This window comes from Psychrobacillus sp. L4, assembly GCF_042944905.1.
Classification (GTDB): domain Bacteria; phylum Bacillota; class Bacilli; order Bacillales_A; family Planococcaceae; genus Psychrobacillus.
Window position 1 is genome coordinate 1,855,752 of record NZ_CP168496.1, and the last position, 22,503, is coordinate 1,878,254.

Here is a 22,503-nt window from a genome sequence, read left to right on the forward strand (position 1 = left end):
ATTATTAAAGGAGTATGCTATGACTACGATCATTTTACTTATACTTGCGTATGTAATTGGTTCTATCCCTTCTGGCCTTTGGGTTGGAAAGTTATTTTATAATACAGATATAAGAGAGCATGGAAGCGGTAATTTAGGTGGAACAAACACATTCCGAACACTCGGAAAAAAAGCCGGTATAGCAGTTACTATTATGGATATCCTAAAAGGAACTGTAGCCACGACTCTTGGTTTACTACCAATTTTCGAAACTACTAATGTGCATCCTTTAATACTTGGGATAATAGCAGTTGTAGGGCATATGTTCCCGATCTTTGCGAAATTTAAAGGTGGAAAAGCAGTTGCTACTTCTGGTGGGATTCTACTTGGGTATAATTGGCCGATATTTGTCTTATTAATAGTTGGATTTTTAATAGTTCTAAAGATAACTAAAATGGTGTCTCTCACTTCCATGATCTTAGCTCTCGTTGCTGTGATCTATTCAATCATTTATTATTTCTCAGTGAAACATGATGTACCTTTAATCGGAATCGTATTACTAATTGCGATCTTTATCTTTTATCGACATCGTTCGAATATAAAAAGAATTAAAGCAGGAACTGAACCGAAAGTAAAATGGATTTAATCTAATGAAAGCTGGTGATTAGTTTGAAAATATTCATTTCTTCAAATGCAATGAACTGGTTCCATGAAGAAATGGAAGTAAAAGCAGGAGACAAAATTCGCTTCTATGCTCGTTATGGTGGGTCAAGTCCTTTACATGATGGTTTTTCTATTGGCATGACAATGGATACTCCGATTATACCTTCTGTGACCATAACTATAGAAAATATATTATTCTTTATCGAGGAACTAGATGAATGGTACTTTGATGGTCATGATCTCTATGTGGATCTCAATCCAAAAGCAGACGAATTAGCCTATGCATATAAAAAAGCGTGAGCATGCCACGCTTTTTTTATTTTCATAAAGCATTTGAATTAGGCTGTATGCAATCCATTAATATGAGAGCAATTGCGACTATACGAGGCTCCTTAAAAAAACAAATTCCTTATTTGAATCGCTTTAATTGTAATAATAGTCCTTCTTCCTTCAATATTTCATATTCGTATTTTCCGAATAAATCAAAATGAGGATATCCTTCTTTTAAGTCAATCCATTCTTCTTTAAGTCCGTATTGTCTTCCCCATTCAATCAAAGTAGATAGATTGCTGCACCCTACTTTTGTTACAGTCTTGCATCCTGGGAACCGTTGATCGATCCAGTAATGGGTTAGAAATGCTATTTGTCCGTTCTTTACATGATTCTTCCACTCATCTAGTTCCTTACGCGTTATGCCAAAAGCCATTATTCATGTACCTTGGCAATTTCGACATATTTCGCATCCCAAGCAGGATCAACTTTCTTCAGAGAAATTGGTCGAAAGGTATCTTTCTTAACGATAACATGCTCTGATGTAGCAGTAGATGCAATAGTTCCATCCTTATGTACAATCTCATACCCATAAGTAGTTCTTAGTTTCCCATGTTTTTCAATCCAAGTTCTAACGATTACATTTTCACCGTATTTAACAGAAGATTTATAGTTAATATTCACATTTGTCACTGGAGAAATATAGCCATGCTCTTCCAGTCCAGCATATGTAAATCCTAAGTCTTGAATTAGTTGGGTACGCCCTATTTCCAACCAAATGACATAATTCGCATGATAGACAACACCCATTTGATCCGTTTCGGCATACCTTACTTCAATTTCTTTTTCGCTTATAAACATTTCCAAGTCACCTCAGAATCTATTATACAAAAAGACGTCCCTAAAAGCTGTAAAGGACTACTCTACAGCTAATTGTACCAATCTTTTTTTATCAATTTTACCAATCTGGGTTCGTGGAAGTTCTGCTAACATAATAATTTTTTTTGGAACTTTAAAGCTTCCAAGTGATTTTTTACAGTGGGAAATGATTTCTGTTTTATCGAAATCTTTCGGTTCTTTACAAGTGATGAAAGTAGTTATACATTCTCCCCATCTCACATCTTCTACACCAATTACTGCTGCTTCTCGTATATTAGGATGTAAAAGGAGACACCGCTCCACTTCTTGAGGATAAACATTTTCTCCACCAGAAATGATTGTTTCTTTTTTTCTTCCGACAATAAAATAGTCTCCGTCTTCATCCCTTTTTGCTAAATCCCCTGTTTTCAACCACCCATTAACGAGCGTTTGACTAGACTCTATCTCATTGTTCCAATACTTAGTGAATACATGCTTACCAGCAATATATAGCTCCCCAATTTCATTTGCATGACAAAATAAGCCGTGGATCAGTTGGAGACCAATTCGAATAGGGAGGTGAAGATTCAGCATTATGACCATTCATATCCGTTATTAATAATGGACTCACTTTTATGAATTTACTACTGATTTCCCGATGCTCTTCATCATGGATAACGAGAACTGGTTGACAGTCCTCTATCATATACAAAAGTTCTAATTCACTTAATCGAAAGTTAAATGCATTTGCAAATCGACAGGCCCGAATATCGTCTTTTTAAGTAAGAAAAAGCCAAAATGGTACTGAACACAAAGGGAAGCAAACTTTCGGTATGATCAACAAACACTTTGTTATTTCCTAACTCAGCATAAATGAACATGAGCCAATAGTGCGAAATCATTTCCTCGTATACATCCCCACTGCTTGTAAAAAGACGATTCGCTTCATGAGCAGTCTGTATAGCCTGTTCCATTTCTCCCTTCTCAAAATAAACGATCGTTAAACAAAGTAATATATAAGCAGACAACCAATAATCATTTCCTTTATCTGTTTCTCTCAAGCCTTTTTCCCCGTAAGAAATCGCATCTTCAAATAAACCTTGCCTAGATTTCAAGAGTGAAAGTCCCATATAAGGCTCTGCTTTTCCTCTAGAGACATTTAGCTCTTCCATACGATGAACAGCTTTAATATAATAGTTCTCGGGCGTTTCCAAATCGAAAGGATCATCTAGTATCTCGGCATGTCCTCTTCTGATCCAACCGACTGCTTCTACGAAACCTGATTTTTCACGACTCCCCGTTTCGATTCCTTTGATAGCAGCTCGTTTCGCATCATCTATCTGACCACTTAAAGAATAGATAAAGGATAGTAAAACTTCTGTTTCTCTATGCGAGTCGGGTAAACTTACTTCATCACTTATTCTATTTCTTAATACATGTTGCGCCTCATTCAGCATTCCCGTTCAGAGCAGAATCCGTGCATCTAAATTACCTTCTCTTAGAATAGCGGCATCAAATGCTTCTTGTTTCACCCATTTTTTCGCCTCATTGGCCTTACCTAAATTGACAAGATTCTCTGCTAACAATCGTTTCAATGACAACATTTCATCCCAAGTTATATCCGAGCTTTTTTTTGCCCATGCCACTGCGTCCTCTAGATACGGTTTTGCGAGTTTTGGTTGGATCGTATCAAGATAAATATGGGCAAGACCAGCATTCGCCCTACTTAAGTAAAGCAGATTGTTCTTTTCTTTCGCAAACATTACACACATTTCATAAGCTTTTTTTGCTTTTTCATAAAAAGCTCTATATCGATGACATTCCCCTTCATAATAAAAAAGTTCATAAAACGCTTCTCTACTTTTCTCGGAGAGATGAACTTTTAACAATTCTAATAACCAATCAAATTGCCCCGCACTAATCATTGAATGTGCAAAATGTACAAGCTTGTTTCCTAAAAAATAATCATCATTTGCTTTTACCGCATGGTGAATGGCTTGAATTAAGTTATTATGCTCACTATAAAAAGTAGCGGCTCTTTGATGTGTGTCATAATATAACTTTCGATCTTTTTGCAACCATTTAATTTCTAAATATTGGTGAAATAGCGCATGGAATCGATAAGAAGCTGTATCACTTAGTGATTGAATAAAAGCGTGGCTATTTGCCAATCGCTCAAGATTTTCTGCTTCTTTTTCCCCGTAGAACGCCTTTATTTCTTCAGTATTGAAGGTTGGAAAAATACTGAAATTTAATATGGACTGTTTATCTTCTTCATTCATTCGAAAAAATACCTCATCGGATAAATAAGAAAACAAGTCTTTGAGCGCTGGATCAAAGAGCTCGTTTATTTGTTTATTGGTCTCTACAAGCTGCATCGCAATTAAATGTATGGCGATTGCCCAACCTTCTGTAATTCGCATGATTTCTACTGCTTCATCGTACGAAATCGTTTTTTCAAAGTAATCCTCAAAAAAAACGCGTATTTCTTCTTCACTAAACATAAAGTCCTTTTCACTAAGTTCCACTAATTGTCCTTTTAACTTAAGTTTCAGCAACTTTGACCATTTCGGTCGACTTCTAGATGCAATGACAAGATGAACATGAGCTGGAAGAAACTCAATTATTTTTTCCACGATGTAATTTATATGAAACACATGATCAATGAGGTGAAAGTCATCCAAAACAATAGAAAAAGGTTCATCAATCTTAGAAAGCTCATTACTAAACAAGGAATACCACTGCGTTAATTCCTCTTCTTTTGGATACATGGAAATAATTTCTCTCACCGTCAGGTTCTCTCCAAACGTGGGAATTACTCTACGAATGCTATGTAATAAATACCGTAGAACATCATGGTTATTTATACTTATCCTATCATAACTACTATTTTAATTGAATTGCAATTCAGATATATCTGGATATATGGTAAAATAATCGATATGAATTGTAGATAGTTAGAAAGGAGGAAATGATATGGAATTTCCCATTTTAGAAACAAAAAGGTTGAATCTAATAGAAATTAAGGAAGAACATGTTGATCATATCTTCAATATCTTTTCAAACAAAGAAGTATTAAAATACTACGGCATGTCTCCATTCACACAAAACGAACAAGCAAAAAGTATAATCAATTCCTTCTCAAAAAACTTTCAAGAGAAGCGGTCGATCCGTTGGGGGATTGTACTAAAAGGAACAGGTGAATTTGTTGGTACTGTTGGATTAAACAATCTCTTGCTTTCCAGTAAACGAACGGAAATAGGGTATGACTTGTCTCCCGAATATTGGAGGAAAGGGATTATTAGTGAAGCAGTAGAAACTGTTGTTCGCTATTGTTTTGATGTGCTACACCTATATCGTATTGGAGCAGTTACATTTCCAGAAAATGAATCCTCTTATAAACTATTATTGAAACTAGGATTTCAGAAAGAAGGTCTTTTAAGAGGGTATATTTATCAAAATGATAAGTCAAATGATGCATTTGTTTTTTCGTTGATCAAACCTGATTGGAAAACGTAAAATATTCAACTACCAGTTAAAGCTTTCATCATTACTTACTTTAACTTTAAATACACTCGGATCTAAGTCATTTTTAGCTAGGAAATCATTAAATATTTCCTTCACTTTTTCTTGTCTTTGTTCATTGGCTTCTTTATCTATGAGTACTAATTTAACTAAAATCTCCTTTTTTGAATTGATGCCAGTAAGAATAAGATGATTATATCCTTTTTCTTTTAATCGCTGCCCAAATTGATCGTACAGTCCGCCCTTTTGCGTGAAACTATATTGAAAGTTTTGTGCTATTTGAGGTTCCTCTAGATACGGGGAACAAAGCTCTAGTACTAACTTGGTGGTTTGCGTGTATGAAAAAAGGTAGGCAAAGATCACTGAAAATAAAGCAATTCCAATTAGCCCAATTTTTCTTTTTCCCGCTTTATTCACTCCTTCACTGTTTATTCTCATGATATGACTAAGGCGGAGAACCTATAACTAATCAAATACTTAGCTTTGAGAAAAGCGCTTCGAATAGAAAAATTTCTGACTGGATAGAGGACAATGTGAAGCAAAAATGTTCTATATTTGAGCAAACTCTAATAAGTGACGTACACCTAGCAAATACTACAAAACGTCTTGAATGTTTTAGGGTACGAAATTTTATGTTTTCTTTCTATCAAGTCTGTTGATTAACCACTTTCTTACATAAAATAATTGTAAGAAAAGCGTAAAAGTCCCATTTGCACTTGTGCGTTTTCGGTTCGTTTTGGACTAAATGATCACCACATCTTAACCCATGCCATTTTCGGGAATCTTGTTGCGGATATTTGTCCGTAGCTTCGCTACAACGTTCAAGAGAAAAATGCTTTTTTGGAAAATGAGAGAATAGCTACTGTTCTATGGAGGTTGCAAGTTCCCGAAGATACAATTTCGGGAACTCTACACTATTTTACCGTGCCTTCCATGCTTATTTTTGCAAAGAAATACGACTCAAATGGAAGTACTGTGTAAGAAAGTAACACTTGCTTTAAAATCGAAAAGGTGGAAACATTTTAGAGAGGGACTGAGCAGCCAAAATTGCATCTTTGGATTCTTATTTATAAATAGGAAAGTGGCTATTCTTTGATTCCCAAAAGCTCTAGCTCTTGGTTTATTTGTGCCTGTAGAGAGCGACGGACGAATGACTACCACACGATTACCGCAAAAATACGGTCGCATCCCTCCGTATCCAGAAATCTCGGTAATGGTGTAGTGATTGTTCAGTCCAAAGCAATCCAAATGCGGCTATATATCGAGTGCCTAGTGTTTTATCACTAAATTAACTAGTACTTCACTGGATACTTTTGGATAACCAACACATGTGTCTTTCTATAACAAAAGGACCTAATTCACAATCAATTAGGTCCTTTCTCATTTAATTATGCTTCAAGCATTTTATTACGTAGTACCATTTGAAGGATACCACCGTGACGGTAGTAGTCAACTTCTACTTCTGAATCGAAACGAGCAAGCACATTGAATTGTTTTACAGAACCATCTTCCGCTTTTGCTGTTACTTGTAGAATATCACGAGGTTTTACACCTTCTGCAATATTGATACTAATTTCTTCTTTGCCAGTTAAGCCTAGAGACTCAGCATTTTCACCTGGTAAGAAATTAAGTGGTAAAACGCCCATCATTACTAGGTTAGAACGATGAATACGTTCATAGCTTTCTGTAATTACGGCTTTAATACCTAAAAGGTTTGTTCCTTTTGCTGCCCAGTCACGTGATGATCCCATTCCGTAATCTTTCCCACCAATTACTACTAAACCAGTACCTTGTTCTTGATACTTCATAGCTGCATCGTAGATAGACATAATTTCGCCAGTTGGCCAGTAAGTAGTGTATCCACCCTCTGTACCAGGAGCAACTTGGTTACGGATACGGATGTTTGCGAATGTTCCGCGCATCATTACTTCATGGTTACCACGACGAGAACCATAAGAGTTGAAGTCACGCACTTCTACACCGTTTTCGCGCAAGTATTTACCTGCAGGTGTATCTTTACCAATTGCACCAGCTGGTGAAATATGGTCTGTTGTGATAGAATCACCGAATTTCGCTACGATACGAAGTCCAGCAAGTGTTTGAATATCACCAGGTTCTTTCGATAATCCTTGGAAGAATGGTGGGTTTTGAATGTAAGTTGATTTGTCATCAAATGAGTAAAGAGACTCAGTTGAAGTTTCAATTGCATTCCATGCTTCGTTTTCGTCGAATACGCGTGCATATTCTTTTTGGAATAATTCACGTGTAACAACTGTTGAAAGCACTTTGTTTACTTCTTCTGTAGATGGCCAAATATCTGCAAAGAATACTTCATTGCCATCTTTGTCTTTACCGAAAGAGTCTTTTTGTAAATCGATGTCTACAGTTCCAGCTAGTGCGTAAGCAACCACAAGTGGTGGTGAAGCCAAGTAGTTAGCTTTTACAAGTGGATGTACACGACCTTCAAAGTTACGGTTACCAGAAAGAACAGAAGTTACGAATAAATCTTCGTCAATAATTGCTTTTTCAATTTCAGGTAATAAAGGACCTGAGTTACCGATACAAGTTGTACAACCGTAACCAACTGTATTGAAACCAATTTGATCTAAATATTGATCTAGACCTGAATCTTGTAAATAACCTGTTACTACCTTAGAACCAGGTGCTAAAGATGTTTTTACGTATGCAGGAACTGTTAATCCTTTTTCTACTGCTTTTTTCGCAACTAAACCAGCTGCTAACATAACGTATGGGTTAGATGTGTTTGTACAAGATGTAATAGCAGCGATTGCTACTGCACCTGTTGGAATTGTCACATCCCCATCTGCAAATTTTGCAGTTGCCGTTTTATCAAATTCTTTTTCAGATAAACCGAAACCTTGTGTCCCTTGAGGAGCAACTACTGCTTCATGGTAACGAGCTTTCATATCCGTTAGTGGAATTAAATCTTGTGGACGTTTTGGTCCAGAAAGGTTTGCTTCGATATCAGCTAAGTTAATTTCGATTACATCTGTATAAACAGGTTCTAAAGTTGGGTCAAAGAACATGTCATTTGCTTTTAAATAAGCTTCTACTACTGCAATATGTTCTTCATCACGTCCAGTTAAACGTAAGTAATTAAGCGACTCTTCATCAATTGCGAAGTAACCGCAAGTTGCACCATATTCAGGAGCCATATTCGCAATTGTTGCACGGTCAGCTAGCGGTAGTTTAGATACGCCAAGACCGAAGAACTCAACAAATTTACCAACTACGCCACGTTGACGTAATACTTGCGTTACTTTAAGTGCTAAGTCAGTTGCAGTTGTTCCATTTGGAAGATCCCCAACTAATTTAACCCCGATAACTTCAGGAATTGGGAAGTATGAAGGTTGGCCAAGCATACCAGCTTCTGCTTCGATACCACCTACACCCCACCCTAGAACACCAAGACCATTGATCATTGTTGTATGTGAGTCAGTACCTACTACTGAGTCAGGAAATGCCTCTAAAACTCCTTCAGCACTTTCGTTCACATGTACGATTGGAGCTAAATACTCTAAATTAACTTGGTGAACGATACCAGTTGCTGGAGGTACAGCACGGAAATTATCGTAAGATGTTTGAGCCCATTTTAAGAAATTATAGCGCTCTGCATTACGTTCAAACTCAAGGTCCATATTTGCTTTTAAAGCAGTAGAAGAACCATATTTATCTACTTGTACAGAGTGATCGATTACTAGATCAACTGGTATAGCTGGGTTGATTTTGTCTGGATTTCCGCCCATTTCATTCATTGCTGAACGTAACGATGCTAAATCAACTACTACCGGAACACCTGTAAAATCTTGTAGTACAACGCGTGAAGGTTTGAATGGAACTTCTGCTTCTGTATCCGCGTCTTTACCCCATTTTGCAAGTTGGTTTACATGATCTTCTTTAATTACATAGCCATCATATTGACGTAAAACTGATTCTAATAATACTTTAATTGAATAAGGAAGGCGTGATACATTTGCGATACCAGCTTCTTCTATCGCTGCTAATCGGTAGTAATTATACTCTTTACCATTTAGCGAAAAAGAAGTACGGCTGTTGTGTAAGTTACTTTTTGCCATTTGTGTTCCTCCTAATGTCTATTGAAAAGGCTCTTTTCTAGTGACTTTTCTCCATTAACTATCATACTTGAATAGAGTTGATAAGTAAATTACATTAAAATTATTATAAGTAATAACTATTTCTTATGACCTTTTATTATTTCGATCGTTTTTTCTAATTGCTTTCGATGTCTTTTTTCATGAAGTCCTACGAATGGAAACCATTGGATTAGTGGAACTTGTCCGAAAAGAGGATGTTTTAAAGATTTATTTTTTAATGTTTCTTTATCGGTAGATTGGTAAACAGAAAGAAGTTCCATTCGTGCTTGGTGAAGCGCGGCTTTCATTTCTTCTTTTGTTTGAAACTCTTCTGAAGGTTCAGTATGTGTAGGTGCCTTCACTTTAATAACTCTCAATGTAGTTAATTGTATAGGCTTTTTCTTTGCTTTAGGGCTTTCTGGATTTGCTAATTGTTGTTTAATACCTTTTGTTATTGTTTTTTCCATCTTAATAAGATGATCCATTATCTCTTTTGGAGACCAAGCATCTTCTTTAGTCTTTCGATTAAACTGTTCGTCGGTAATATAGTCTAATTGTTTATAAAGTGATGCTCGGATTTCGTTATTTTTTTCTATAAACATTCAATTCCTCCATTATTATATTCTTTTCAAGTATTTACACAATTAAATACCCCTCTTATGAATATACAATCATTGCATCCTGTCTTCTCTATTTTTAGAGTGTTTTGGACGAAACATTAGCTACACTATCACCGGGGGAATTTTTGTGGATTGAGAAGTGACTGTGTCACTTCTCAATCCACTTTTTCGGTAATCTTGTGGCGGTTGATTGTCCTTCGCCCTCTTGAATTAAGTAGAGACAAGGTGCGAAAAGTTTGGTTAATGAGAGATTAGATTCTTTCCTATTCTTTTAAAAGCGGGCGAAGATACATTTTCGTCCGCTCAGGGCTTCTTTATCAATGAATACTATCTATTTTTCTCTAGTACCACCTACTCTAATCATGCACCAACGGATTCATGTATACTGTGGACGGTAAAAGTAAAAATTAATCAAGATCATTCCCTTGTAATAGGCACAACTTTTAAACACTAACCAGAGTGCCTCTACATCTAGAATTTACCTTGCAACTAATTTCCTCTATTTTCCTCTTTCTATCTATTATTCGGAGATGTTAAAAAATCTTATACAGAATGCAGGAAAAGTGAATAAACAAACAAAAGGTTTCAGGGAATGTTGAATATTCCCGAAACCTTTTGTTTTTAATGTATAGAAAACATATCAGCTGCCAAATTCACGATAAATATTGTATGAAGAATGACAAACCATAACCCTTGTTTATTTAACTTTCTAGTTTTTTGAATGTCCATATTCTCCACTCCCTTTTTTTTCAATTATAATACTTTTTAAGTAAAAAAGCAAAATGTTTTGAATATTTTTTTAAATTATTTTATAGCTTTATTTTTTAATTAATTCATAATAAAAGAAAAAGTAAAGGTGTTGTTTTAATGTGAGAAAAGTATTAGTAGTAGTGGATTATACTGTAGATTTCGTTGCGGAAAATGGGGCATTAACATGCGGCAAACCTGGTCAAGAAATAGAGGGTGCAATTGTTCGATTAACGAATGAATTTATTGCTAATAACGATTTAGTAGTTTTTCCCGTCGATTTACATGAACAGACCAATCAGTTTCATCCTGAAACAAAACTTTTCCCTCCTCATAATATTCGTAATTCGCCAGGACGTGAATTATATGGAGAGCTTAAATCAGTATATGAAAGCAATAAGGAAAGAATTATATGGATGGATAAAACACGCTACAGCTCTTTTGCGGGTACAAATTTACTACAGCTGTTAAGAGAACGGAATATAGAGGAAGTTCATATAGTTGGTGTTTGTACAGATATTTGCGTGCTCCATACTGCAGTCGATGCCTATAACTTGGGTTTTTCGATTGTTGTTCATGAGGATGCTGTAGCCAGCTTTAATGAAGTAGGACATAAATGGGCTTTAGATCATTTTAAAAATACGCTAGGTGCAAATGTTCTAATAAAATAATTTTATTATGTTTAGCATTTCTCCATAATGGTTATATAAAGAGTGTTACTAATTAAAACATATTAAAGGAGTTGGATTTAATGGGATTTATTCTATATTTAATTATTGGCGGTATTATTGGATGGTTAGCAGGTTTAATTTTAGGTAGAGACATTCCAGGTGGAATTATAGGTAACATCATTGCTGGTATTATTGGTGCTTGGATTGGTGGATTAATCTTCTCGGATATGGGTCCAGTTATTTGGGGAATGGCAATTATTCCTGCTTTAATTGGTGCGATTATTTTAGTAGCTATTTTAAGTCTAATCTTAAAATCTATGCATAAGTAATGATCAAAAGGCTGGACCATTAGAGTCCAGCCTTTTTTATAGAAGCTGCTTGTATTTCACTTAACTGACTTTCATACAAATGATAAAAATGAAGCACATCCTCCACATATTTTTCGCTATGATTATAATGAAAAATTGCTTTTTCTATCTCTCCATTTGCTGCCCCACTTGCCGCTAAATAATTAGCTGCACTAAAGATTGCATCTTCTAAATCATAGGGATCTGCTTTTCCGTCTCCGTTAGCATCTACCCCATAACCGCCATATTTAGCGATTATTTCGGGATTAGTTTTATCCTTCTCTGGTATATCCCCTTTGCCTAAACCACTACAACTAGGATGGGACCAACCTACAAATGTACAAGGCATAAACTGCATATGCCCTTCTGCTCCAAATGGAGAAAGTAATGGATCCATCGTGGAAAATTTTGTTTCGATACGGTGATGTGCAGCAAGTAGAGTCCAAGGCACGCCATATTTTTCCGCTGCTTTTTTATATATAGGAATGTATTCATTTGGAACATCTAATTTCTTCCCATTCGGTCCTTGTTGAATGGATTCTGCCCATTCTTGAACCTTTGGTATTTTCTGAAGCTCATGCCACCCAATGATTGCTAAAATATAAATAGTAATCGTAAGAGGAAGAAGTAAGATAATGGTCCATAATTTAACTTTATAAGACGTTTTCTTTTTTTGTTTCATCTTTCCTTCACCTACTCCATAAATTACTTTTTATATTCTAAAAGCATTGACATTTTTGTTGCTAATTAATCGATTGGATATTCATTCCAATATAAAGCGCGGCTAACATGACCATATGAGTAAGTGAACATAAATAATAAATGAACCTTCTTTTTATAAAACAGTTAAATTCGCCAATATGTTCTTATAAACAAAATTTTACCTCAATTATCTTCTAGGAAAACAATAGCATAAAATCACTTTAAACTATAGTCTGAAAAAAAGAATGCGTCAGCTGGCTATGAAATAAAAAGGAAGAGGCAAGCAACTTTTAAGTGCACCTTGTAAATACTGTTTCTAAATAAGTAAAAAACAACCTATCGTGGGATAGGTTGTTTCGTTATTTACCGTCTTCAATTAAGTTTTCTACGTCCATAACAATTTCTTCTTTTGGTACATCTGATACTCCGCTATAGTTTTTTACAACTACACCGTTTTGGTCTACTAAATAAAAGGAGGTACCATGAATAACTTGGTTGGATTTCGGATCATCTTTTACTAAGGTTTTAAATGATTTTTCTGCGAACTTTGCAATTTCATCTTGCTTATAACCAGTTAGAAGCTGCCACTTGCTTTCATCAGTTACGTCATAGTTTCCTAAATATTCTTGAAGCTTCTTAGGAGTATCTATCTCTGGATCTACACTGAAGGCAACAATCTTATAATCTTTTATCCCTTTATCTACAAGCATTTGTTGAATTTCGCTCATATTAAAGGTCATTGGAGGACAAACGGAAGTACAGTTTGTAAAGACAAACGTAGCTAACCAAACAGTTCCTTTCAGACTTTCTAACGAAACCTTTTTATTATGTTGGTTTACATAATTGAAATCTTGCACTTCCCAATTTGTTTGTGCTTCAAATTTCCCACTACTGCCACAACCTGCAAGGACAAGTAATGATATAAAAATAATAGCTATTAATTTCTTCATCTATGAGACCTCTCTTTTTTGTTCATAATCTTATCTTATCGAAAGAATTTTGTTCATTCAACTACCTTGTCTCTTCATTTTCAACAGTTTTGTGAATGGAGAGCTTATTTTTGGCTCTGTTAACCCACACTGTTTATTGGCGTTGCAGGCGGACGCTTTCTACCTGAGCGGTGGAGTTCCTCTTTTGTTCGCTCCTGAGGGGTCTCACCTGGACATACTCTTACCACTGGAGTAGCCGCATTCCACTACAATCAAGTAAATGTTTCTAACTCAACAATTCCATCTAACATAGCTTATTTTAAAGATAACAGGACATGTTTGATTTCTTCTAGTTTGCTTTCTACTCGGTGCATCAAGTAAAATGACACAAATATAGGAAAGCCAACATCTTGAATCAATGAAAGCCACTGTTCCATCTTATTCACTTCCTTTTTAAAACTTAAACGGCTAATATATCGCAATGACCTAAATTTATGGTAAAATATAAATAATAAATTCATAAATGATGGTGAGAAAATGCGAACAAAAAATCGTTTAGTTGCTACTGAAACAAAATACTATAGACCTGAGTTTTCAAACTGTCCAACTTGTCAATCTAAGTTAGATTATTGTCATACAGTCTCTAAAAAGACCATTTCTACTCTGGATGGGGTAAAAACCATTATTAACATGGGGTATCGCTGTACGAACCCAACATGTGAAAATGCGTCGACTGTATTTCGTTCTGCACAAGCAGAACACTTAAGTATAAAACACATCACATACGGGATTGATGTCTTGGCTTTTGTTGGAGAATTACGTTTTAAAGAGCACAAAACTCGAATAGAAATAATGAACATTTTAAATCAAAGTGGGGTTGTCGTTTCAGAGCGTCATGTCCAGAAATTATATGAAAGATACACGGTTTTACTGCGCGCCAGCGTGGTGGAAAACAGTAAAAATATGCTTAATGAAATGGTGGATAAGCATGGTGGGATCATTCTTTCTATGGATGGGGTACAGCCTGAAAAGGGGAATGAAACACTTTACGTGATTAGAGAAGTTCTTAGTGGGACGATTCTAGCGGCCAAGAATGTGAAAAGTAGTTCCACGGAAGAACTAATGGAATTTATCAAGCCTGTCTTAGATTTGGGATTTCCAATTCTAGGTTTTGTCAGTGATGGTCAGAAATCAATTCGACTTGCGTTTGAAACTTTGTCTCCAGAAACACCTTATCAGTACTGTCAATTTCACTATTTAAAAGACATCGCAAAACCAGCTGTGGATAAAGATCGTAAGTTAAAAACAAACATCAAAAAGAAACTGCGCGGAATACGCGAAATTGAAAAAAAGGCTTTAGAAGAAGATCATCTAGAATCAGAAACAACTCTAGCATATACTGCGGCAATCCGTTCTGTTTTATTAGAAGATGGATGTCCGCCTCTTGATTTACCAGGAATGAAGATTTTTGAACAGACAAAACTGATTCAAAAATCGATCGAAAATTGCCTGGAAAAAAAGGGCTCCTCTAATACTTAAAAGGTTGTTCAGAATAGTCAGTAATGTTGATTCCTTTCAAAAAGAATACCAACAAGTTGTTAGACTAAATACGCGTATTAGACGCATCGCTACTATATTAGAGCCTTCCAAACGTAAAACAAGCGATTCTGTTAGAAATAGATTAGCTTTTTACCTAAAGGAGATAGAACGAAAGTTAACAAAAGAAGAAGATGAAGAGTTTGTAGATAACTTGAAACGGTATAGCAAAGGATTTTGGAAAGGATTATTTGCGTGTTATGACTATCCGATTTTACCTAGAACAAACAATGATCATGAGTTGTTTTTCCGTAGAATTAAGCGTAGACATCGAAGAATTACTGGTTTGCGTTCTTGGAATCGCTACATTATGAGACACGGGGAGTATATTGTATTTGCCGAAGATGCAATAGATGACCCAAACATTATCCAACGCCTCTCATCGGTAAGTCATGATAAGTATTGTGAAGAAAATGAAAGTTGGAATGAAAGAAAAAGTGAACATGTGAAGAGATATCGATATAAAAGAGATCCATCCTCGTATCTTAAAAATATAGAAGAAAAATGGCTAAACCAATAATTGTGTTAGTTTAGCCGTTTAAGTTTAAAAAAGACCCCCCAATGCAGGAGAGTCTAAGATAATTAGATAATTTGTGTAACGTTACGTTCTACTATTCTTGCACTTTTTACAATCGACAGTGGTGTGCCTTCTACATGAAAGACATTACTCGAAACAATTGCTTCCATTCCATCTTCAATTTCCTTACTCGTTAGTGATTCTTTCGGATCATCAACAGTTACTAGTAATCTTTTCCCACTTGCTGTTTCAAATTGCAGTTGTAAAGACTTGGCCATTTCATTTCCCCCCTACTAATTTTAAGTCAGATTAAATTCGATGTTTCCACTTTTTCAGCCCCGATATAGGGACTATTTGAAAAGTTTGCAAGTGTTGTAGCAACTGTATCTAAACCGTTCGCTGTTGCACTTGCTTGAATGTTACGTAAAGATTTAGATTTCGTTTTCATCTTACCTTCTTCCGTCAAGCCTGCTTCAAATACTAACTTTAATACTGCTTGCTTATATTCTAGGTTTGCCATGTATTTCACCTCCTTTCAACTAGTAAATAGAAACTTTTTGAAAGAAAGAATACAAAGAGAGTGAAATTTTTATCGGAACATCTTATACTAAGGATAGAAAAATGAGGTGATAGATTGGCATTAACTGGTTGGTTTTTATGGTTTATTCTATTTTGGGTTGTTCTTTTAGTAGGTTTAATGGCCATCGGTGGATTCTTCATGTTCCGTAAGTTCCTAAAAGCACTTCCAAAAAACGACGGAAAATCAGATTTAGATTGGGAAGCATATTATGTAGATAACACCATTCATCTTTGGAATGATGATCAAAAAGCGCTTTTAAATGAATTAGTGAGTCCTGTGCCAGATCTCTTTAGACCAGTAGCAAAGCAAAAAATCGCTGGTAAAATTGGTCAGCTGGCACTCGAAGAAAAAGCGACTTCGATTACTCGCGAGTTACTAATTAGGGGCTATATAATTGCAACTCCAAAGCGAGATCATAAATTTCTGCGAAAAAAGTTAGCGGAAATGGAAATAGACGTTACCCCGTTTAACAAGTTCTTTCAGGAATCTGAAACTAGAAAAAAGGCACAATAATAAAAGCGAGTACTCCACTTTTAGGAGGTACTCGCTTTTGATTTTTTATTCAATTACTCCTGCTTTTTGGAGTTTTTTATAGCGCAAATACATGGCAATACGCCATGGTACAATCATTCCAAAAGCTAGTATCCAAAACATTCCACTAAGTTGTCCAACATCAATGGTTGAGCTTAATATTAGCTTTCCGACTATACGAACTATTAGCAATCCAATAATGATGAAAATAAAAGCTTTAGATTGCTTTAAATAGATTTCTCCATCTCTCCGTTCAAATTTCGAGGTCCAAATAAGTACAGTAGAGAATAGTATCCCTACTGCGATTGCCTCTATAATTTCCGTACCTGTTACTCGAAAGTATGGAAATACAAACATGAGTGCACCTGTAGACATAAATAACGGTGGTAAAAGTATTTTTTTGACACTTGCAGGTTTTTTGGAAGACTTTGCTCGAATCGTCGTTACGAGAATCCCCATTCCGATAGCAAAAATGGAGGAAAGAATAATCATAATATTAGGTTGGATTTTATCAAACATAAGAATTCCCCATATCTTGTAAGTCTTTTACTGTGTTAGGAACATCTTTTATACAGTATTCTAGACATTTTTTTGAGTCAATTTTCGGTCCAATTTGTTACATTTTGCAATATCTGTACAATTTGATCTGGATTAAAAGGTTTCGTGATAAAATCTTTTGCCCCACTTTCAATTGCTTCTACAATCAGTTTTTGTTGACCTAATGCAGTAACCATCACAATTTTTGCTTCTGGAAACTCCCTCAAAATCTTTTTCACTGCTTCAATACCAGTCATAACTGGCATTGTAATATCCATTGTCACTACATCTGGCAATAATTCGCGATACTTTTCTACAGCTTCTTTACCATTGGCTGCTTCACCAATTATTTCAAATTGATGGTTCTCTAGCATTCTTTTTATAGTTGCGCGCATGAAGACTGCATCGTCTACTACTAATACTGTTGGCATTATCATGCCTCCTTCTTTTTAAAATCCTTGAAACTCCCCGAAAATTGGACTTAGAATTTGAATAATATAAGTTAAACCATCAAAAAATAATAGGATTCCAAGAGCAATCATAATATAACCGCCAACTTTCACGATTAAATTGCTATTTTTACGAATCCAATTAAGACGCGTGACAAAGAATGACAATACAAAAAATGGAATAGCAAATCCAAATACATAGGCTAGCATATACAACATCCCAGCATCAGGATTCGACCCAGCCATAACTATTACTGCAGCTAAAATCGGTCCAGTACATGGCGTCCAACCAGCAGCAAATGCCATTCCGATTAATATTGTTCCTAAATAACCAGCAGGACGATTTTTAAACTGAAGACGCTTCTCTTTCATTAAGAACTCTGGATTAAAGATCCCTACGATGATTAAACCAAAAATGACAATAAAAATTGCTCCAACTTGACGAAGCAGATCATCATATTGAATGAAAAAAGTGCCTACAAATGATGTTGCAAATCCGATAGCAACAAAGATAATAGAAAACCCTAATAAGAAGAATAATGTATGTAACATTCCTCTTTTTTGCATTTGTTTCTTATCGGTTTTAATTTCTTCTAATGACATTCCTGTAATATAGGATAAGAATGCGGGATACAGTGGCAACGTACAAGGTGAGATAAAACTTAAAAAACCTGCACCAAATGCCAGTAAAAAGTTTATATCGGTATTCATTGCAGTCTTCCTTTCCGATTTACTGTCCCTATCGTACCAAATTTTTCACACATTTACTCTACTAAAGCTTGTGACAGCTTTTTGACTTTTTTAAGCGATATCCTCTATTACACCGTTTTGAAGTAAGTACATTTTATGATATAAACCTTTCTCGTTCAACAGTTGTTGGTGAGTACCTCGTTCTACTATTTCTCCGTGATGAAGTACTAATATTAACTCAGCATCTTGTATCGTACTTAACCGATGGGCAATTGCAATCGTTGTCCGTCCTTTCCGCATTTTCTCTAGACTACTTTGTATAGCAACTTCTGTCTCTGTATCAATATTCGCTGTCGCTTCATCTAATACAAGTATTTTCGGATTCGTTGCAATTGTTCGTGCAAATGCTACCAATTGTCTTTGTCCACTTGAGAAGGTAGATCCTCTCTCGGTTACTTTTTGCTTGTAAGCAAACGGCAGTTTTTCTATAAAGTTATTCGCCTGCACGAATTCCGCAGCGGCTTTCACTTCGTCATCAGTCTTATCCTTGGCATGCAATCGTATGTTGCTTTCAATATCCCCATAGAATAAAAATGGATCTTGCAGAACTAGCCCTACTTTTTCGCGAATTTCCTCCGTTTTAAAATCTTTGACCGAATGCCCATCAATTTTAATATCACCTTGTGCAAATTCATAGAAACGCATGAGTAAGTTAATAATAGAACTTTTTCCGCTTCCTGTATGTCCCACTAAAGCAACAGTTTGACCTGGTTCTGCTGTGAATGAAATATTTTTCAGTACATCTGTTTTTCCATCATACGAAAACGTCACATTTTGAAACTCAATTTTCCCTTGTTCAATGTTAGCTTCTTCCACATTTTTTTGTACTGGAGCTAAATCTTCTTCATCCAATAGCTTGAACACTCGAGAAGCTGCAACAATTGCTTGTTGAAAAATAGATAGCCGTTGCATCACTTGATTGATTGGCTCAAAGAAACGGTCTATATAAGTGACGAATGCGTATATAACTCCTACTTCAACGGTGTTATTCATCGAAGTAATCCCAAAATAACTGAGTACCATGATAATTGCTAAAGCGTACACTAAATCGATTGCAGGACGTAAGAGAATACTATCTAGCTTGATATTCCGTTTTCCCGCATTCCAATGCGAATCATTTATATTATTAAACTCATCTTGTAATCTGTCTTCTTGTCTAAACGCTTGAATCATTGTCATCCCTTGCAGTGACTCTGCAAGCTTTGCGTTTAGTTGACTTAGTCGTTCACGTAAATCTTGATAAACAACGGAACTATATTTTCGATACGTTTTGATAATTACAAACATTATCGGCAATAAAACCGTTGCGAACAGTGCTAATTTAACATTCAATATGAACATAGCAATGTACACACCAATTATTAAAAATCCACTTTGTACAAACCCTACTAATACACTAACGAACATATCTTTTATCGCTTCTGTATCATTCGTCACACGTGACACAATACTTCCTGCAGGTGTTTTGTCAAAATATCGCATCCCTAGTTTATGCACTTTAGTGAACACATCAATACGCATCTGTTGAATAATCTTCAGTGCGATTTCCTGGAACTTCAATAATTGAAAATAACTTACGACGATATTTCCCACTTGAATAAACACATAACCAAGTGCTAATCCGACAAGTGGTCCAGTAGGAAAACTTCTAGGAGTTAAATAGTCATCCATAAATGTTTTGATTAAATATGGTCCGAGTATATCTCCGGTTACTGTTAATATTAGTAAAAATAATGCAATACTAATTACTTTTGTATGTGGTTTTAAAAATGTTAATAATCTTTTTAGTATGTTCCACTGATCTTTTCCTGTAAGCTGTGGCTGCTTTTCATTCATTCCTCTTCACCACCCTTTTCAACTAATGTCTCTAGTTGCTGCAATTGATACATTTCAAAATATACTCCTTTTACTTCCATTAATTGTTCATGTGATCCTTTTTCAATGATGGTCCCTTCACTCATGACAATAATTTGATGGGCATGTTGAATCGCACTGAGACGATGTGATGTAATGATTGTTGTTTCATCCGTCCGCTTTGCTTTCAATGCTTCTAATATAGCTTCTTCCGTTCGTGCATCCACTGCTGATAAAGAATCATCCAGAATAAGTAATTCAGGCTCCATCATTAATGCCCGTGCAATCGAAATTCGTTGCTTTTGTCCGCCTGAAAGAGATACCCCTCGTTCCCCTACAATCGTGTCATAGCCATCCGTAAACTGTAATATGTCTTCATGGATGTAAGCCAGTTTTGCTGCTTCGTGTACTTGCGCCATAGTCGCATCTGCATTTGCGAAGGCAATATTGCCCGCAACGGTCGTAGAAAACAAAAAGTGATCTTGAGGAACATAACCAATAGCCTCTCGTAATCGTCGCTTTTTATAATCATCGATAGCATGATCTCCGTAGATGATTTGCCCTGTATACCCTTCAAATTCTCTCATTAATAGTTTTAAAATTGCCGTCTTTCCTGCTCCAGTTTTGCCGACTATCCCTAATGTTTCTCCTCGTTTTAACGTGAAATGTACATTATGCATAGCTACTCGATCATCGCCAGGGAATTTAAACTCTTCTATATGAAACTGTAAGTCCCCTTCTGGCTTTTGGTCTAATGCACCTTCTTTGTCGTCAATTTCCACTTTTTCTTCTAATAAATTAATAATACGGTCATATGAAGCACGACCACGCTCCACAATATTAAATAACCAACCAAAGGCAAGCATTGGCCAAACAAGAAGACCTAAATACGACGTAAATGCAAATAAATCACCAATGGACATATCGCCAGCGAGGATAAATCGAGTTCCAAACACAATGGATAAGAAGAAACACATACCGACAATGAGTGATATGGTCGGATCGAATAACGAATCTACTTTTGCAACATGAATATTTTTATCCACGACTTCTTGTGATAACTGAACAAAATCCTCTGTGTCTTCTTTTTCCTGTCCGAATGTTTTAATTACCTTTACACCAGAAATACTTTCTTGAGCCTTGTCATTTAAATCAGAAAAAGCTTCTTGGGCATAACGAAAACGCTGATGTAATAACTTTCCGTAATAACTCGTCAATATCGCCATCAAAGGCAGCGGGATAAGTGCAATTAACGTAAGTTTCCAGTTAATCGTTATTGCCATGGCAGCTATAACAAACCCACCAGTAGTAATGGAATCTACGAGTGTTAGAACACCAGCACCTGCTGTTTGTTGAACAGCGGACAAATCATTCGTTGCGTGAGCCATTAAATCTCCCACACGTTTTTTCTGATAAAACGAAGGAGCCATTTTCGTAAAATGATGAAACAATTTCTCTCTAAGCTGTCTTGCTAAGAAGATAGAAGACCCGAATATCATAATACGCCAATAATAGCGGAGAATGTACATCCCAATAGCTGCAAGTGCTAAAATCCCAAGCCATTTGACTAGAAATGCTTTACTTAATGTGCCTTTGCTTATTTCGTCTACGATAAAACCGATTATTTTCGGTGGAAGCAGCTGAAGAAATGCTACAAACATTAGCATAAGTATGCCTATTAAATACTGCTTTTTTCGTTCTTTAAAAAACCATCCCAAATCTAAAAATACTTTCACTTTTCTTCCCCCATATGTATATATTAAGACTTTACTAGTTTATCAAATGTTTGAACATTGGGAAAGATAAGAAAACGAAATTATTCGGATTTTGAAATACTTTTCGTCGTTCAACAATGCAAGCATTTCTATTGGAAGTATAGAAGTAATAAAAACAATAGGTTTGAGCATTATGAAAAGCAATTTTGAAGTCTATAAGCTCATAAAGTGACACTAAAAATCCCTACATACAAATGTCATAAATTCCTAAAGTATGGCTATCCGCCCCTACAGACATGCCATATTCCCCTAAGCGGATGGTATATGCCCCTACCTATCCCCTATACCCATAAAGCGGCGCTATATTCCCCTAAAGCGAGGCTATCCGCCCATAATCAGATGGCTTAAGCCCCTAAATTGGATTTCTCTAAAAACTTAAATAGTGGTATCCGGCATAGAAAGTGTCTATCCGTTACACCGTCTTAAGGCATTTCTGTTATTTTACATTGTCGGTTATGTAACGTTAACAATTTATTCACTTTTTTAAA

At 35.8% G+C, this 22,503-nt stretch carries 26 protein-coding genes; 8 read left to right on the top strand and 18 right to left on the bottom strand.

Annotated features, from left to right (window positions below; all coding sequences use genetic code 11):
• Positions 1-19: 19 nt before the first annotated feature.
• Both plsY and ACEPXG_RS08765 read left to right on the top strand, forming a co-directional pair.
• Positions 20-625 (top strand): glycerol-3-phosphate 1-O-acyltransferase PlsY, encoded by a 606-nt coding sequence (gene plsY, locus ACEPXG_RS08760; RefSeq protein WP_391209443.1) that lies wholly within the window; start codon positions 20-22, stop codon positions 623-625.
• Positions 626-639: 14 nt separating this feature from the next.
• Positions 640-942, top strand: coding sequence for a HesB/YadR/YfhF family protein (locus tag ACEPXG_RS08765; protein ID WP_391209445.1), 303 nt, complete (start codon positions 640-642; stop codon positions 940-942).
• Between the two features lie 109 nt (positions 943-1,051).
• Here the strand turns inward: ACEPXG_RS08765 and ACEPXG_RS08770 are convergent, their stop codons facing one another.
• The 5 genes from ACEPXG_RS08770 to ACEPXG_RS08790 form a co-directional block, all read right to left on the bottom strand.
• The gene (locus ACEPXG_RS08770) at positions 1,052-1,348 is read right to left on the bottom strand and encodes a hypothetical protein (RefSeq protein ID WP_391209447.1); all 297 of its coding nucleotides are present in this window, start codon (positions 1,346-1,348) and stop codon (positions 1,052-1,054) included.
• On the bottom strand, positions 1,348-1,773 hold the full coding sequence (locus ACEPXG_RS08775; RefSeq protein WP_391209449.1) for an acyl-CoA thioesterase: 426 nt from the start codon (positions 1,771-1,773) through the stop codon (positions 1,348-1,350). Before ACEPXG_RS08775 ends, ACEPXG_RS08770 begins: the two co-directional genes overlap by 1 nt.
• A gap of 57 nt (positions 1,774-1,830) precedes the next feature.
• Positions 1,831-2,364, bottom strand: coding sequence for a class I adenylate-forming enzyme family protein (locus tag ACEPXG_RS08780; protein WP_391209452.1), 534 nt, complete (start codon positions 2,362-2,364; stop codon positions 1,831-1,833).
• Positions 2,365-2,507: 143 nt separating this feature from the next.
• On the bottom strand, positions 2,508-3,227 hold the full coding sequence (locus ACEPXG_RS08785) for a tetratricopeptide repeat protein (RefSeq protein WP_391209454.1): 720 nt from the start codon (positions 3,225-3,227) through the stop codon (positions 2,508-2,510).
• 6 nt (positions 3,228-3,233) lie between these two features.
• Complete coding sequence (locus ACEPXG_RS08790; RefSeq protein ID WP_391209456.1) at positions 3,234-4,559, bottom strand: hypothetical protein; 1,326 nt, start codon at positions 4,557-4,559, stop codon at positions 3,234-3,236.
• Between the two features lie 187 nt (positions 4,560-4,746).
• Here ACEPXG_RS08790 and ACEPXG_RS08795 point away from each other — a divergent pair, with 187 nt between their 5' ends.
• Positions 4,747-5,289 carry a GNAT family N-acetyltransferase gene (locus ACEPXG_RS08795; RefSeq protein WP_391209458.1) on the top strand — a complete coding sequence of 181 codons (543 nt, stop codon included), beginning with the start codon at positions 4,747-4,749 and terminating at the stop codon, positions 5,287-5,289.
• Positions 5,290-5,298: 9 nt separating this feature from the next.
• Here the strand turns inward: ACEPXG_RS08795 and ACEPXG_RS08800 are convergent, their stop codons facing one another.
• The 3 genes from ACEPXG_RS08800 to ACEPXG_RS08810 form a co-directional block, all read right to left on the bottom strand.
• The gene (locus tag ACEPXG_RS08800) at positions 5,299-5,712 is read right to left on the bottom strand and encodes a hypothetical protein (RefSeq protein WP_391209460.1); all 414 of its coding nucleotides are present in this window, start codon (positions 5,710-5,712) and stop codon (positions 5,299-5,301) included.
• Between the two features lie 971 nt (positions 5,713-6,683).
• A complete protein-coding gene (gene acnA / locus ACEPXG_RS08805) occupies positions 6,684-9,392 on the bottom strand; it encodes an aconitate hydratase AcnA (RefSeq protein WP_391209462.1) in 2,709 nt (902 codons plus the stop codon).
• A 116-nt stretch (positions 9,393-9,508) separates the two neighbouring features.
• A complete protein-coding gene (locus tag ACEPXG_RS08810; RefSeq protein WP_391209465.1) occupies positions 9,509-10,012 on the bottom strand; it encodes a DinB family protein in 504 nt (167 codons plus the stop codon).
• A gap of 887 nt (positions 10,013-10,899) precedes the next feature.
• On the opposite strand from ACEPXG_RS08810, the gene ACEPXG_RS08815 reads away from it, so the two are divergent.
• Positions 10,900-11,448, top strand: coding sequence for a cysteine hydrolase family protein (locus ACEPXG_RS08815; protein ID WP_391209467.1), 549 nt, complete (start codon positions 10,900-10,902; stop codon positions 11,446-11,448).
• 80 nt (positions 11,449-11,528) lie between these two features.
• Positions 11,529-11,777, top strand: a complete 249-nt coding sequence (locus ACEPXG_RS08820; RefSeq protein ID WP_391209469.1) for a GlsB/YeaQ/YmgE family stress response membrane protein — start codon at positions 11,529-11,531, stop codon at positions 11,775-11,777.
• A gap of 19 nt (positions 11,778-11,796) precedes the next feature.
• On the opposite strand, the gene ACEPXG_RS08825 is transcribed toward ACEPXG_RS08820, so the two are convergent.
• The 3 genes from ACEPXG_RS08825 to ACEPXG_RS08835 form a co-directional block, all read right to left on the bottom strand.
• Entirely contained in the window at positions 11,797-12,477 is a 681-nt protein-coding gene (locus ACEPXG_RS08825; protein WP_391209471.1) for a lytic transglycosylase domain-containing protein, read from the bottom strand.
• Positions 12,478-12,856: 379 nt separating this feature from the next.
• Positions 12,857-13,447 carry an SCO family protein gene (locus ACEPXG_RS08830; RefSeq protein WP_391209474.1) on the bottom strand — a complete coding sequence of 197 codons (591 nt, stop codon included), beginning with the start codon at positions 13,445-13,447 and terminating at the stop codon, positions 12,857-12,859.
• A gap of 293 nt (positions 13,448-13,740) precedes the next feature.
• On the bottom strand, positions 13,741-13,863 hold the full coding sequence (locus tag ACEPXG_RS08835; protein ID WP_387580802.1) for a YvrJ family protein: 123 nt from the start codon (positions 13,861-13,863) through the stop codon (positions 13,741-13,743).
• Between the two features lie 100 nt (positions 13,864-13,963).
• On the opposite strand from ACEPXG_RS08835, the gene ACEPXG_RS08840 reads away from it, so the two are divergent.
• Entirely contained in the window at positions 13,964-14,965 is a 1,002-nt protein-coding gene (locus ACEPXG_RS08840) for a transposase (protein WP_391203276.1), read from the top strand.
• 4 nt (positions 14,966-14,969) lie between these two features.
• Positions 14,970-15,542 (top strand): hypothetical protein, encoded by a 573-nt coding sequence (locus ACEPXG_RS08845; RefSeq protein ID WP_391209475.1) that lies wholly within the window; start codon positions 14,970-14,972, stop codon positions 15,540-15,542.
• A 62-nt stretch (positions 15,543-15,604) separates the two neighbouring features.
• On the opposite strand, the gene ACEPXG_RS08850 is transcribed toward ACEPXG_RS08845, so the two are convergent.
• Entirely contained in the window at positions 15,605-15,817 is a 213-nt protein-coding gene (locus tag ACEPXG_RS08850; protein WP_391209477.1) for a DUF2922 domain-containing protein, read from the bottom strand.
• A 26-nt stretch (positions 15,818-15,843) separates the two neighbouring features.
• On the bottom strand, positions 15,844-16,059 hold the full coding sequence (locus tag ACEPXG_RS08855) for a DUF1659 domain-containing protein (RefSeq protein WP_391209479.1): 216 nt from the start codon (positions 16,057-16,059) through the stop codon (positions 15,844-15,846).
• A gap of 114 nt (positions 16,060-16,173) precedes the next feature.
• Between ACEPXG_RS08855 and ACEPXG_RS08860 the strand changes: the two genes are divergently transcribed.
• Positions 16,174-16,632: a DUF2621 domain-containing protein gene (locus ACEPXG_RS08860; RefSeq protein ID WP_391209481.1), complete on the top strand. Its 459-nt coding sequence runs from the start codon at positions 16,174-16,176 to the stop codon at positions 16,630-16,632.
• A gap of 45 nt (positions 16,633-16,677) precedes the next feature.
• Here the strand turns inward: ACEPXG_RS08860 and ACEPXG_RS08865 are convergent, their stop codons facing one another.
• From ACEPXG_RS08865 to ACEPXG_RS08885, 5 genes are all read right to left on the bottom strand, one after another.
• Positions 16,678-17,169: a CcdC family protein gene (locus ACEPXG_RS08865; protein ID WP_391209483.1), complete on the bottom strand. Its 492-nt coding sequence runs from the start codon at positions 17,167-17,169 to the stop codon at positions 16,678-16,680.
• 77 nt (positions 17,170-17,246) lie between these two features.
• Positions 17,247-17,618, bottom strand: a complete 372-nt coding sequence (locus tag ACEPXG_RS08870) for a response regulator (RefSeq protein WP_391209486.1) — start codon at positions 17,616-17,618, stop codon at positions 17,247-17,249.
• Between the two features lie 18 nt (positions 17,619-17,636).
• Entirely contained in the window at positions 17,637-18,347 is a 711-nt protein-coding gene (locus tag ACEPXG_RS08875) for a cytochrome c biogenesis CcdA family protein (protein ID WP_391209488.1), read from the bottom strand.
• Between the two features lie 90 nt (positions 18,348-18,437).
• Positions 18,438-20,222, bottom strand: coding sequence for an ABC transporter ATP-binding protein (locus ACEPXG_RS08880; protein WP_391209490.1), 1,785 nt, complete (start codon positions 20,220-20,222; stop codon positions 18,438-18,440).
• On the bottom strand, positions 20,219-21,976 hold the full coding sequence (locus tag ACEPXG_RS08885; RefSeq protein WP_391209492.1) for an ABC transporter transmembrane domain-containing protein: 1,758 nt from the start codon (positions 21,974-21,976) through the stop codon (positions 20,219-20,221). Before ACEPXG_RS08885 ends, ACEPXG_RS08880 begins: the two co-directional genes overlap by 4 nt.
• Positions 21,977-22,503: the final 527 nt, after the last annotated feature.

Coding starts and splice junctions, on each gene's coding strand:
- ACEPXG_RS08785 (WP_391209454.1), bottom strand. CDS start 3,227: ATGCTGAATGAGGCGCAACATGTATTAAGAAATAGAATAAGTGATGAA.
- ACEPXG_RS08820 (WP_391209469.1), top strand. CDS start 11,529: ATGGGATTTATTCTATATTTAATTATTGGCGGTATTATTGGATGGTTA.
- ACEPXG_RS08795 (WP_391209458.1), top strand. CDS start 4,747: ATGGAATTTCCCATTTTAGAAACAAAAAGGTTGAATCTAATAGAAATT.
- acnA (WP_391209462.1), bottom strand. CDS start 9,392: ATGGCAAAAAGTAACTTACACAACAGCCGTACTTCTTTTTCGCTAAAT.
- ACEPXG_RS08880 (WP_391209490.1), bottom strand. CDS start 20,222: ATGAATGAAAAGCAGCCACAGCTTACAGGAAAAGATCAGTGGAACATA.
- ACEPXG_RS08835 (WP_387580802.1), bottom strand. CDS start 13,863: ATGGAACAGTGGCTTTCATTGATTCAAGATGTTGGCTTTCCTATATTT.
- ACEPXG_RS08810 (WP_391209465.1), bottom strand. CDS start 10,012: ATGTTTATAGAAAAAAATAACGAAATCCGAGCATCACTTTATAAACAA.
- ACEPXG_RS08870 (WP_391209486.1), bottom strand. CDS start 17,618: ATGCCAACAGTATTAGTAGTAGACGATGCAGTCTTCATGCGCGCAACT.
- ACEPXG_RS08830 (WP_391209474.1), bottom strand. CDS start 13,447: ATGAAGAAATTAATAGCTATTATTTTTATATCATTACTTGTCCTTGCA.
- ACEPXG_RS08770 (WP_391209447.1), bottom strand. CDS start 1,348: ATGGCTTTTGGCATAACGCGTAAGGAACTAGATGAGTGGAAGAATCAT.
- ACEPXG_RS08855 (WP_391209479.1), bottom strand. CDS start 16,059: ATGGCAAACCTAGAATATAAGCAAGCAGTATTAAAGTTAGTATTTGAA.
- ACEPXG_RS08775 (WP_391209449.1), bottom strand. CDS start 1,773: ATGTTTATAAGCGAAAAAGAAATTGAAGTAAGGTATGCCGAAACGGAT.
- ACEPXG_RS08850 (WP_391209477.1), bottom strand. CDS start 15,817: ATGGCCAAGTCTTTACAACTGCAATTTGAAACAGCAAGTGGGAAAAGA.
- plsY (WP_391209443.1), top strand. CDS start 20: ATGACTACGATCATTTTACTTATACTTGCGTATGTAATTGGTTCTATC.
- ACEPXG_RS08865 (WP_391209483.1), bottom strand. CDS start 17,169: ATGTTTGATAAAATCCAACCTAATATTATGATTATTCTTTCCTCCATT.
- ACEPXG_RS08780 (WP_391209452.1), bottom strand. CDS start 2,364: ATGCTGAATCTTCACCTCCCTATTCGAATTGGTCTCCAACTGATCCAC.
- ACEPXG_RS08825 (WP_391209471.1), bottom strand. CDS start 12,477: ATGAAACAAAAAAAGAAAACGTCTTATAAAGTTAAATTATGGACCATT.
- ACEPXG_RS08840 (WP_391203276.1), top strand. CDS start 13,964: ATGCGAACAAAAAATCGTTTAGTTGCTACTGAAACAAAATACTATAGA.
- ACEPXG_RS08875 (WP_391209488.1), bottom strand. CDS start 18,347: ATGAATACCGATATAAACTTTTTACTGGCATTTGGTGCAGGTTTTTTA.